Annotated in this window: 8 protein-coding genes and 2 pseudogenes; 3 read left to right on the top strand and 7 right to left on the bottom strand. The window is 55.9% G+C overall.

Annotation, left to right across the window (positions count from 1 at the left end; translation table 11 throughout):
• Positions 1-20: 20 nt before the first annotated feature.
• Together BK662_RS34070 and BK662_RS34065 are read right to left on the bottom strand one after the other, a co-directional pair.
• Positions 21-581, bottom strand: a complete 561-nt coding sequence (locus tag BK662_RS34070; RefSeq protein ID WP_123361224.1) for a fimbrial protein — start codon at positions 579-581, stop codon at positions 21-23.
• A 222-nt stretch (positions 582-803) separates the two neighbouring features.
• A complete protein-coding gene (locus BK662_RS34065; protein WP_148057953.1) occupies positions 804-1325 on the bottom strand; it encodes a hypothetical protein in 522 nt (173 codons plus the stop codon).
• A gap of 167 nt (positions 1326-1492) precedes the next feature.
• Between BK662_RS34065 and BK662_RS34060 the strand changes: the two genes are divergently transcribed.
• Positions 1493-3154: an RHS repeat-associated core domain-containing protein gene (locus BK662_RS34060; RefSeq protein ID WP_148057952.1), complete on the top strand. Its 1662-nt coding sequence runs from the start codon at positions 1493-1495 to the stop codon at positions 3152-3154.
• Between the two features lie 51 nt (positions 3155-3205).
• Here the strand turns inward: BK662_RS34060 and BK662_RS34055 are convergent, their stop codons facing one another.
• Together BK662_RS34055 and BK662_RS34050 are read right to left on the bottom strand one after the other, a co-directional pair.
• Complete coding sequence (locus tag BK662_RS34055) at positions 3206-3946, bottom strand: response regulator (protein WP_123361221.1); 741 nt, start codon at positions 3944-3946, stop codon at positions 3206-3208.
• A 52-nt stretch (positions 3947-3998) separates the two neighbouring features.
• Positions 3999-4283 (bottom strand): helix-turn-helix transcriptional regulator, encoded by a 285-nt coding sequence (locus tag BK662_RS34050; RefSeq protein WP_259695981.1) that lies wholly within the window; start codon positions 4281-4283, stop codon positions 3999-4001.
• 762 nt (positions 4284-5045) lie between these two features.
• On the opposite strand from BK662_RS34050, the gene BK662_RS34045 reads away from it, so the two are divergent.
• Positions 5046-7898, top strand: a complete 2853-nt coding sequence (locus BK662_RS34045; RefSeq protein WP_185047225.1) for a fibronectin type III domain-containing protein — start codon at positions 5046-5048, stop codon at positions 7896-7898.
• 85 nt (positions 7899-7983) lie between these two features.
• Positions 7984-8100: pseudogene (locus BK662_RS35975) on the top strand (hypothetical protein); the annotation flags it as partial.
• Here BK662_RS35975 and BK662_RS34040 read toward each other — a convergent pair.
• The 3 genes and pseudogenes from BK662_RS34040 to BK662_RS34030 all read right to left on the bottom strand — a co-directional run.
• Positions 8098-8211: pseudogene (locus tag BK662_RS34040) on the bottom strand (AraC family transcriptional regulator); the annotation flags it as partial. The pseudogenes BK662_RS35975 and BK662_RS34040 overlap by 3 nt on opposite strands.
• Before the next feature lie 309 nt (positions 8212-8520).
• Positions 8521-9162 carry a DUF1345 domain-containing protein gene (locus BK662_RS34035; protein WP_123361219.1) on the bottom strand — a complete coding sequence of 214 codons (642 nt, stop codon included), beginning with the start codon at positions 9160-9162 and terminating at the stop codon, positions 8521-8523.
• A 193-nt stretch (positions 9163-9355) separates the two neighbouring features.
• The gene (locus BK662_RS34030) at positions 9356-12454 is read right to left on the bottom strand and encodes a multidrug efflux RND transporter permease subunit (RefSeq protein WP_123361218.1); all 3099 of its coding nucleotides are present in this window, start codon (positions 12452-12454) and stop codon (positions 9356-9358) included.
• Between the last annotated feature and the right edge of the window lie 8 nt (positions 12455-12462).

Below are 12462 nucleotides of genomic sequence, written 5' to 3'. Positions count from 1 at the left end.
TGGCGAGTGTAATGCGGAACTTAAATGATATTGACGGTGAAGTTAACGTCCGATTCCGCAGGGCCTGCGGTTACGGCAGTCAGATACGACTTGTAAACGGCATGGAAGGTCAGGGTGCTTGGGTCCGTAATAGAGATTGGATACGATCTGGAGGCGTCGCCATTAGGGATGAGAGCTCCTCTGCTGTCTTTGATCGCTACGCCAAGGCCTTGGGCAACACCTGCAAGAGGTTTAAGGCCGTGATAAGCATCGCTCGGGCCTACTCCGCCATAAACCGAACTGAACGTCACAGTCGCCGCGGTACTACCCGGCGGCACCACGCAACCACCGCCTGGGGTCAATTTTAGTGCAAATGTTTTGCCGGCGCTTTCGTCGCCGATGCTGGTGAACTGTTTGGTGTTGGCAAAACCAATAAGAACGGGACCGTTTACTGAACCGCTAACCGGATCAATGACTTCGATGGGGCACGTAGCGCTGTCAATTCGGCCCTGGAAGTTGATGGTGCCGGTGAAAGCAAATGCCGCCTGGCCTGCGAGAGTTAGCGTCAGGCCCAGCGGTAAAGTCAATAAAGATTTCTTCATGTTGCCATTCCTTTGAATAGAAAAAGTCCGAGAATTAAAGTGCGAGACAGTCTCGGGAAGCTTGCCGCGCGGTAAGCGGGGTGAGTGGATGTAGTGCGTTGTCTCGGAAGAAGGAGTTTAAAAGTAGGGCGGGGAGGGGGATATGAGAGAACTCTCAATTATGTGAAAAGGCTCCAGCCTTTTTCATAAGATTGGGCTGGAGCTTATTCTCGGTTTCGGTTGTTAGAAACGTTGCGCTAGAATTAGTTGGTTTAAAATCCGTACGCGATTGGTCCTAAATGATACATCACCTCGGTCGCCAGCAAATCTGGGTGGAGTATCTGAGACAAACATGGTGATGTCTTCGTCTTGGTACTGCCATGATTCAGGTAGATTCATATCTACTGTTTTGTTATTTAAGACAGGCTCGCTGGGTTTTGTCTTTACCTGAGTCACTTTGGGCGTGGCATTTCTCGATAATGAATTGGAAACTTTAAGGCTAGGTACGGCCGGGACTTTAGGTGCAGATTCTACCGCCACATTTTTTGTTATATTACCGTTAGCCGGATTCGGACTAATAGAGGTGCGAACTAGATTTTTTGAACTTTTCAGATTTGAAAAAACTGGAGCCTCTATAGTCTCCATCCTTAAAGGCGACTGTGGTACTGAGGTCTTCACCGCCGCTGCCCCAATCCGTCCCATCGCATACACCCCCAACCCCGCCCCCATTGCAATGTACCCAGTGTACATACTGGCTTTTTCCATACCCTCATTCCCCGTCACAATCGCGGCCACCCCTGTAATGGCGCTCGCGGCACTCGCAGCGAAGGAGGTGATCGTCAGTAAACCGCCAGCCATACTTGCGGCACTGGCCCCGGCAGATCGATGTCCTTGGGCAACGCCAGACATACACCTATAACGCTCGCGCACAGTTGACTGAAACCCGACTGGGCGACACCTGTTCGACGTTCACCTACGATGACCTGGCGCGAATCAAAACGATCAAGACGGTCGATGGTGCTCAGGCGCTGGAGACTGGTATTGCCTACGACGACTTCGGTCGCGAAGCGTTGCGTACCTTCAAGTTTGGCCAGGAGGAAGCCACCCAGACATTGGCCCAGGTTTACGATGAGGCCGATCGGCTGATAAACCGAACCTTGAAACAAGGCAGCGATGTCTTGCGCGACGAAACTTATGCCTATGACGACCGCGGGCGATTGGTGGATTACAGTTGCGAAGGTAGTCAATGCCCGGTGGATCCTTATGGCAAAACCATCATTGGCCAGATGTTCGGTTTCGATGAAAAGGACAATCTGACTTTTCTGGAGACGACATTCGATGAAGGGCACCACACGATCGATTTCGAATACAACAATGACGACCCTTGTCAGCTGAGCGCGCTGGTAAACACATTGCGACCTGAGCGCCCTGATGATCCGTCCTATCCGCCCAGGATTGATTTCGAGTATGACGCCAACGGCAATTTGTTGAATGACGAAGCGGGTCGTTCCCTGGACTATGACAGTTTGAGTCGCTTGATCAGCGTCAGTGCCTTGTCCGGTGAAACGGCTAATGACTATCACTATGACTCGCTGGATACCCTCAGCGGCAGCCAGTCGGATGGCAGTGCCGAGCAGCGCTTCTACCAGAACGGTGAGCTGGCGAATAGTGTTCGGGGCGCTGACACCAGTACCTTTGTGCGAGCTGAAGGTATCGTGCTCGCCGAGCACCAGGAAGGTGCTGGCCCAAAGTCCCTGTTGCTGGCCAGTGATGACAAGAACAGCGTGCTGTGTGAGGTGAGCCTGGATGGGCGCAATGAAATCGCTTATTCGGCGTACGGGCATCGTGGGGATGACGCGGCGATGAGGAGTCATTTGGGTTACAACGGCGAATTTCGGGAAGCACAAACGGGGTGCTACTTGTTGGGCGGTGGGTATCGGGCGTTCAATCCGGGGTTGATGCGGTTTCATAGTCCGGACAGTTTGAGTCCGTTTGGGGACGGGGGATTGAATGCGTATATGTATTGTCTGGGGAATCCGGTCAGTTTTACTGACCCGACAGGGCATATTTCAATCCTTTCCAAGCTTGTCGTGTTCTTTATGATGACTGGTGACGATGTAACCCGAGTGGCAGGTAGCGCTGGTTCAAATGCCGCAAAAACAGCAGGCCGCAGTTCTCGACAATTAGCGAACGTCACCGATGAGCTGGCAAGCGTTTCTGTGTCTGCCCGACCTTCAAGACCGTTCGCGCGTCAGTCTGCGACAGGTGCCCGTTCTAGAACACCAACACCGGACTATGACTCCTCTGTTCCACAAACCTTGGCCAGAGAGAGGGGGTTCTACGTCGCGTCCAACTCACCAGAGGAAGCATCTAGGATGACGTTCAAGCAGGCGAAAGCTGAAAATCCAGCTCTTGAAATGCCAGTCACTAGAACATCACCTGCGCACAAAAAAGTTTCAGCTCCCGACCAACACTCATCCAGACCAAAACAACCAAAACAACCAAAAACACAAACTGAGCAGGAGAAGCGGGATGCGGCTTTTTTAAGCAGGAAACGAATTGAGGACATCAGGAAAAACGACGGCAGGTTTTAAACCCTGATCATCGAGATACACATTCGGGTAGTTCGATGTGTAGTAGTGGACTCACCCCCACAACCCGCTCACCCGCGCAAACTCCACCAACCCACTGTCATGGCCAAGCCCCAACTTGTCCATGGCGGTGCGTTTTTGTCGGCTGATGGTTTTTTCGCTGCGGTTCAGTTGCGCGGCAATTTGTCGGCCGGACAGGCCCTGGACGAACAGCCGCACCACTTCCATTTCTCGTTGAGAAAGACTCACCGATGGCGTCTCAGTGCTTGAGGACGACAAGGTCTGGGCATTGAGAGTCTCGGCAAAAGAAGGGCTGAGGTAGCGACGGCCCTTGAGCACGGTCTGCACGGCCCGTTTCAATTCGATCAAAGGGCTGCGTTTGTCGAACAGGCCGCAGACGCCATGATTGAGCAGTGCTTGCAGAAGGGAAGCGTTGCGCAACATGGTCATCACGATCAGTGGTAGGTGGCGAAAGTGCCGGTTCAAATAACCCATCAACGCCAGGCCATCGGGAAAGCGCCCGTAGGGCATCGAATAGTCACTGATCAGTATGTCGCACGGTGTGCGTTCCAGATGGGCGATCAGTTCATCGGCGTTGTGCGCCTGGGCGACAATCGAGAACGCGTTGCCGCAGAGGGCCATTTCGGCCCCCATCAGCACCACGGGGTGGTCATCGGCGAGGATGATCCGGAGTGCTTTCGGATCGCAATGCCGACGCGATATCGGGGCATCGTCGCAGGCATTGTCGAGGGGCAGAACAAGGGGCAAGTCGGTAAGCGTCTGGGCCGGGTTCATGCGGTGTCTCTGTGAAGAACAATGGGCGCCGTACGCCCCGGCCAGCCCCGGTTCAAGGCATATGTATCAAGCCTTGTCCCAGCGCTTTGACCACGGCGCTCCAGCGTGAACTCACGCCGAACTTTCGGCGGATGTTGCAAAAGTGGTAATTCACCCCGGCTTCGGTACAGTTGACGATCTGACCGATTTCCCAAGACGACTTGCCGACTGCGCTCCATTGCAGAACTTCTCTTTCCCTGGAAGTGAGTGTTATCGCTTTGCGTTGTTCGGGCTCCTCTGACTGAAAACTGACCTGGGCTGGCGATGACCGGACTGGAGTTGGGTTGGTACGGTACATAACGGGCACTCTCCCATTTATCATCAATGATGGCGTGGGCGCGGCAGAATCTTCCTTCTTCATAAAGGGCATGGTTCGCGCGACTGCCTTCAAGTACCTCTATCAGGGCTTGTCGGCATGGCTGAGTTATAACGCGAAATCACGCCCTTGGAACCTGTCAGAAATTACAGGTAGGCGATTTTAATGAGGAGATTGTCGAAATAGCTGTCGGCTATTGCGCTCTTCTGGGTAGGAATTTTCTTTCTACTGCCTCATGAAACATCCTGAACAGTAAAGCCATGATTAAACTAGATTTTTTGTATTTTTCTGGTGAGTGTAAGCGCTGGAAACGAAAAGGATTTTCCAGATTTTTGCCGGCCCCGGGTATCAGATATCCCACCTCGATTCCTCGTCCCAGCCGATGAACGGAGCATCGTGATGCTGAATAAAACCTGAAGTCCTAGACCGGTGAGCAGGACATGCCCAAAGGTAGAGCACCATCATGAAAAATAGCCGGGTGCAACTAGCAGTTCTGTCAGTGGTGTTGCTGCCGGGAGGGATATTTAATGGAGTCTGATTCCACTGACGGGACAGATCGAGATGAACTCTGACGAAGAGGCACCATCGCAAGCTATCAGTCATGCGACAGCCCAAGCGCTATCTCCGCCCCAGGCTGGATTAGCGCGACCCGGTATACCAATTGCGGTAGTAATTGGTACTTCAGAATCATCCATCAAAATTTCATGGGCATACGCTGCTGGTGGGTCGGAGACCGGATCTCGGGTGAAATGGGGACTCGATCCGTCGCCCGACTCGTTCATCGACCAGATAAATCTCCTTTTACCCATGAAAATTTTTGATATCACCGCCCTGATGCCCGGGACCCGTTATTACATCCATGTATACGGTACCAAAGCGGAGGAGTTGTCAGCGCCGAAGCGGATTGTTGAAACGACCAAACCTGCCACGTCTGTACCCGTCAGCCCGACGAATCTCAAGGCTGTGCCAACCAACAACACGGTGGCGCTGACCTGGACCGGCCCGCCTAATGCCTCCAGCTACAAGATCGGTTATGGCATTGCACCCAGCGGCTCGGTAACCAATACCACTTCGCTCAGTCCAGCCTGTACGATCAGTGGGCTGATTTCCAATACCAACTATTACTTCGACGTTCGCTCGTCTAATAGCAATGGCGATTCGGCACCGACACGCATCGTTAAACAGACGCTGCAGGTACCTGCGCCGCCAAATGATCTGCGTGCAACGCCAGCGATCATCACGATGGATCTGAACTGGACCGCATCCGCTGGGGCTACCCAATATGTCATCCGTTATGGTGTCGAGCCCGGTGGCCCCCCTCAGACTATAGTGACGAGATCCACGAACTATCAGCTGACCGGCCTGAGTAAAAATACGCTGTACTTTGTCGAAGTGAGTGCAGCCAATACCAACGGCGAATCGTTGCCGACGCGGATCACGCCAACCACGTTAGACGGCCCCCCCTTGCCACGTCCCCCCTATAACCTTGTAGCTGCGGCCTTGGCGGGGCAGATTACTTTCCGATGGAGTGGAGATCCTAATGCAACGAAGTACGAAGTCAGTTATGGCCTCGCGGACAGTGAGGACGTCATTGGCAGAGACAGCACCAGTTATGACATTCATACGTTCAAGGGGCTGATGCCAGACACCCGTTATTCGCTGAGGGTGCAAGCTACAAATGCCAGCGGCAGTTCAGCTCCGGCAAGCACCAGCGCACGTACCCAACGGTTGAATCCGCCAGTGGTTTTTTCGGCTCACTCAAGGTTGGATTATCTTTTCGTGTCGTGGTCAGCAGGCGAAGGCGCAACGGGATACAACCTCAGTTATGGTCTTGAAGCCAATGGTATTGTTATCAACACCATATCTACCGCCACCTTGAACCATGTGATTACGGGCCTGCTTGAGAACACCCGCTACTTTGTCGAGTTGCGCTCCACTAATGGGGATGCAGTTTCGGAGCCAAAACGTATTGTCAAGCCGACAGCCAAACCAATGATCGCTCCCCTGAATTTACGTAACCCCGGAAGGACTTACAATCAAGCCGCTTTGGTTTGGGATCGCCCCGAGGATAGTTGGGGATTTATCGATTACGAGATTAGCCGCAATGGCGAGCGAGAGGCACGGAGCACTGTGGGAAGCTTTCTTGCTACGAACTTGATCCCGGGTGTTTCCAATACCTTCAGGATACGTACACGGGTCATACCGAACACGCTTTCGGACCCTGTTTCCATCGTCGTAACCACTTACGACTGGGTGCCTCCGACCAAGCCGAAAGTACTGAAGCTCACACCCTTGGCACCTGGCAGTGCAACGTTGAGTTGGCTCGCCGCAGAAGACAATGTGGGCGTGACCGGTTATGAAGTCCGCCGCAATGGTGAGGCCTGGCGCCCGGTGAGCGGAACCAGCCACCCTGTCACCGGTTTGATAGATGGCATCCTCAATACATTCGAGGTACGGGCCAAAGATGCTGCCGGAAATAAATCTATCCCGGCTTCACTCACGTATATTCCTGATTTGACTAAACCGACGATGCCCGGCATTCCAGTCTCAAGCAACTTAACGGAGACGTCGGCCGTACTGACCTGGACACCATCAACTGACAATGTAGGGGTGAAGACCTATCGGGTCTCCCTCAATGGCGCAGCCCCGGTCCTGGTTGCCCAGAACAGCTACCTTTTCACCGACTTGAAAGAGGCTACCCCATACACTGTTGTGGTTAGTGCTGTGGATGCAGCGGGAAATATTTCCGATTCAAGTACGGGAATATTCAGCACACTGGATGTGACAGCGCCTGGCAAACCGGGCACACCAGTAATCAGCAACCTGACCGTCAACTCGGCGACGGTGACCTGGACCGCATCCACTGACAATGTGGCAGTGACGGGCTATAAAGTCTCCCTCAATGGCGCTGTACCTTTCTCTGTCGCCCAGAACAGCCACCGTTTTACTGATCTGAAAGAGGCGACCCCATACACAGTCGTAGTGAACGCTGTAGATGCCGCTGAAAATGTATCCATCCCCAGCTCGGCTACGTTTATCACTCTGGATGTCACGAAGCCAACCCAACCGACCGGACTTGTTGATGTCAATGTTTCCAGCAGAGCCGTTGCCCTTGTCTGGAACAGGTCAAGCGACAACGTAGGAGTCACCCACTATGAAATCCTGAAAGAGGGAGGCGTTATCGATACAACCAAGGACTCAACGCCGGCCTATCTCGCTATCGGGCTTACAGCGGGAACCTGCTACAGCTTTGCCGTACAGGCTCTTGACGCGGCGGGTAATTGCTCTGAGCCAAGCATGGCCATTGCGGTAAAAACTGCGCCTCTAAGTGCGCCAAAAAATGTTCGGACGTCAGTCAGCCACAACACGATACACCTTCAGTGGGACCGGCCGGATGATGCAATCGGGTTGCTGGGGTACAGGACAGAAGCAGACGATCACAACGGCTCTTATCGGAAAGTCGAAGCGCCTTTGCAGTCAGTAGCGTTGACCCTGCTCAAGCCATCAACCGAATATACCGTTAGCATTCGCGCTCATGATGCCTCGCAGTTCTACGGGGAGCCATTAACGTTCAAGGTAACCACAAAAGCGAGATGAGTGACTGTAGACCTTTAGGGGGGCTCAACCAAAGAGCCTCGCCGCAATAGAGAAACCAAGTATCGCGGCATTGAACAGAAACCCGGTGACCTATGAAGGTGTATTCGGCGCTTGCTGAGCGAAAGTGGTGCCAGTGACGGTGCGCTCGGAGAATGGCTTTCGCGTCGATCCGGCGGCTGTTGCGGCGCTGATTACGCCCAAGATAGCTGTCATGCCAGTGTGGGTCATAGGCGTGCCCCTCGAAATGCGCGCGCAGCGTCTCGATGCCGGGGTCGGCGTCCTGGGCCAGGTCGATCCAGTTGCGAGAGGTCATGCTGCACCTGTGAGACGATGCTGTGGAATTTAACGCTGCACCGAGGGGTTCAGGCGCTTGGCAGCAGCATCAATTTAACGGGGTGTTGGTGTCCGGTTTTGTGGGGGCAAGTCCAGACATCGTTTTTACTGGGCCACAGGGCAACAATCTCCCTTACGGCACGACCCAGACGTCCTTGAAACCGCTCTTGTATCCATTGACACACTACAAAGTCAGCATCACCGCACTTGACGCCATTGGACGTTCACTACCGTTGAACGACGAGTTTACAACGTAATACGGTCCACCCCGGATTGATGGAGAGGGCGTTCACCCAAACAACCCTGCGGCGATATTGATCGAAAACCCCAATATCGCCGTATTGAACAAAAAGCCAATCAACGATTGCGCCAGCACGATCTTGCGCATGCCCCGGGTGGCCACACCGACATCCGAGGTCTGCACCGCCACGCCGATGGTGAAGGAGAAGTACAGAAAGTCCCAATAGTTGGGCGTTGTCAGGTCTTCGGTAAAGCGCAATGCCGGCTCCCTGCCGTTCCAGGTGTAAAACAGCCGAGCGTAATGCACGCTGAAGATCACCCCGGTCAGCAGCCAAGAGCCGATCACCGTCAAGCCGGTGAAGCCGTAGCGCAGGAGTTTGTGGGTGGTGTCCAGGTCTTTGCTGCCGACCAGTTCGAAGGTAATGGTGGCGAGGCTGGCTATCGCCGCGATGCAGACCACCAACAGCACCAGCCCGGCATTTTCGTCTTCGATTTCGGCAATGCGTTTGACGTCCGGGGCCTTGGCACGCATGGTCAGCCAGAGCATCAGCATCAGATAGGTCCAGACCCCGGCGTTCCAGCCGATGAGAATTTTGCTGATGATCGAGTCGGCTGGAGCCAGAATGTCCACCGCGACGCCGAGTGTGGCAGCGGCGGACAGGCGAGGGTGGGTGCGGGCGAGTAGGGGCATGGAGGCTCGATGCGTCTGGGCTTTGCAAACACCATAGCCCAGCGTTATCCATTGTGACCACAAAGCTGAATCCAATGGGCTCTAATGTGGGAGCGAGCTTGCTCGCGAAGGCGGCGTGTCAGTCAACATCAATGTTGAATGTGACGGCCCTTTCGCGAGCAAGCCCGCTCCCACAGGTGATTGGTGTTGTTGGTTAGAGGTCCTTGTGGCGTTTGCGCACCAGCTTCATCACCACCACAAAGAACACCGGTACGAACACCACCGCCAGGGTCGCGGTGATCATCCCGCCGATCACCCCGGTGCCGATGGCTTGCTGGCTCGCCGAACTGGCGCCGGTGGCAATCGCCAGCGGTACCACGCCAAGGATGAACGCCAGCGAGGTCATTACGATGGGGCGAAGTCGCAGGCGTGCGGCTTGCAGGGTGGCGTCGATCAGGTCATGACCTTCGTCATACAGGCTTTTGGCGAATTCGATGATCAGGATCGCGTTCTTCGCCGACAGACCGATGATGGTAATCAGCCCGACCTTGAAGAACACGTCATTGGGCATCCCGCGCAGGGTCACGGCCAGTACCGCACCGAGCACACCCAGTGGCACCACCAGCAGCACCGACGTCGGAATCGACCAGCTCTCGTACAGCGCCGCCAGGCACAGGAACACGATCAACAGCGACAGCCCGAGCAGAATCGGTGCCTGGCTGCCGGACAAGCGTTCCTGCAACGACAACCCGGTCCATTCCTGACCCAACCCCGCCGGCCCTAGCGCCACCAGCCGTTCGATTTCCGCCATGGCTTCGCCGGTGCTGTAACCGGGCGCCGGTTCGCCGGAAATGCTGATGGCCGGGTAGCCGTTGTAGCGGGTCAACTGCGCCGGGCCCTGGGTCCAGTTCGCCCGGACGAAGGACGACAATGGCACCATCTTTTCGGCGTCGTTGCGCACGTGAATCTTCAGCAGATCATCGACCTGACTGCGTTGATCACCTTCAGCCTGAACCACCACCCGTTGCATCCTTCCCTGGTTGGGGAAGTCGTTGATGTAGGCTGACCCGACCGCCGTGGACAACACATTGCCAATATCGGCAAACGAAATGCCCAGGGCGTTGGCTTGCTTGCGGTCGACTTCCAGTTGCACCTGCGGCGCTTCGGCCAGGGCGCTTTCGCGTACGTTCATCAGGATCGGGCTCTTCTCGGCGGCGGCCAGCAATTGGCTGCGCGCCTGCATCAGCGTGGCATGGCCGAGGCCGCCGCGGTCTTGCAGACGGAACTCAAAACCGCTGGACGTGCCGAGGCCATCGACCGGCGGCGGCAACACCGCAAAGGCCATGGCGTCCTTGATCTGACTTAGCGCGATGTTGGCACGGTCGGCAATCGAACTCGCCGAGTCGTCGCTGCCGCGATCCGACCAATCCTTGAGCGTGGTGAACGCCAACGCGGCGTTCTGCCCGCTGCCGGAGAAGCTGAAACCGAGAATCACCGTGCTGTCACCAACGCCCGGTTCAGTGGCGTTGTGCGCTTCGATCTGTTCGACCACCTGCACCGTGCGATTCTTGCTCGCGCCCGGTGGCAGTTGAATGTCGGTGATGGTGTAACCCTGGTCTTCCACCGGCAGAAACGAGGAGGGCAGACGACTGAAGCACAGCCCCAGACCGATCAGCAGCACGCCGTAGATCAACAGGTAACGGCCGGTGCGTTTCAGTGCGTAGGCAACCCAGCCCTGATAGCGCTCGGTCAGCTGTTCGAAGCGTCGGTTGAACCAGCCGAAGAAACCGCCCTTGGCATGATGCTCGCCCTTGGCAATTGGCTTGAGCAGCGTCGCGCACAGCGCCGGGGTCAAGGTCAGGGCGAGGAATGCCGAGAACAGAATCGAGGTGGCCATCGACAACGAGAACTGCCGGTAAATCACCCCGACCGAGCCCTGCATGAACGCCATCGGAATGAACACCGCCACCAGCACCAGGGTGATGCCGATGATCGCCCCGGTGATTTGCTTCATCGCCTTGCGCGTCGCGTCCTTGGGCGACAGGCCCTCGGTGGCCATGATCCGCTCGACGTTCTCCACCACCACAATCGCGTCGTCCACCAGAATGCCGATGGCCAGCACCATGCCGAACATGGTCAGCACATTGATCGAGAAGCCCAGCGCGAGCATGGTCGCGAAAGTCCCCATCAATGCCACCGGCACCACCAGCGTCGGAATCAGCGTGTAGCGGATGTTCTGCAGGAACAGGAACATCACCGCAAACACCAGCACCATCGCCTCGGCGAGGGTATAGACCACTTTGGTGATCGAGACTTTGACGAAGGGCGAGGTGTCGTACGGAATCTTGTATTCGACGCCGGCCGGGAAGTAACGCGCCAGTTCATCCATCTTCGCCCGCACCAGCGTCGCGGTGCTCAGGGCATTGGCACCCGGCGACAGTTGCACGCTGACGGCGATTGACGGTTTACCGTTCAGCCGCGTGGAGAATTGATATTCCTGGCTGCCGATCTCGACGCGCGCCACATCGCCGATGCGCACCGTGGAGCCGTCAGGATTGGCCTTGAGCACAATGTCGGCGAATTCTTGAGGCGTCGACAGCTGGCCTTTGACCAGAATGGTCGCGGTGATTTCCTGCGTGGTGCGCGTCGGCAAGTCGCCGATGCTGCCCGCGGAAACCTGAGCATTTTGCGCAACGATGGCGGCATTGACATCGGCCGGGGTCAGGTTGAAGCCGATCAACTTCTGCGGATCGATCCAGATCCGCATCGCCCGTTCGGCACCGTACAGCTGGGCCTTGCCGACGCCGTCCAGACGCTTGATCTCGTTCATCACGTTGCGCGCCAGGTAATCGCTGAGCGCTACGTCGTCGAGCTTGCCATCGCTGGAGGTGAGGGTGATCAGTAGCAGGAAACCGGCGGAGACTTTCTCCACCTGCAAACCCTGCTGAGTCACCGCTTGCGGTAAACGCGACTCCACCACTTTGAGGCGGTTTTGCACATCGACCTGTGCCATTTCCGGGTCAGTGCCCGGCTGGAACGTTGCGGTGATGGTGGCGCTGCCGAGGCTGCTTTGGGATTCGAAATACAGCAGATGGTCGGCGCCGTTGAGTTCTTCCTCGATCAGGCTGACCACGCTTTCGTCCACGGTTTGCGCCGAAGCGCCCGGGTAAGTGGCATAGATTTCGACTTTCGGCGGCGCAACGTTCGGGTATTGCGCCACCGGCAACTGCACAATGGCCAGCGCACCGGCGAGCAGGATGAACAAGGCGATCACCCAGGCGAACACCGGGCGGTCGATAAAGAACTGCGGCATAAAAAAGC

The organism is Pseudomonas frederiksbergensis, from assembly GCF_003732275.1.
Lineage (GTDB): Bacteria > Pseudomonadota > Gammaproteobacteria > Pseudomonadales > Pseudomonadaceae > Aquipseudomonas > Aquipseudomonas frederiksbergensis_H.
This window is presented reverse-complemented; position numbering and strand designations above follow the sequence as displayed.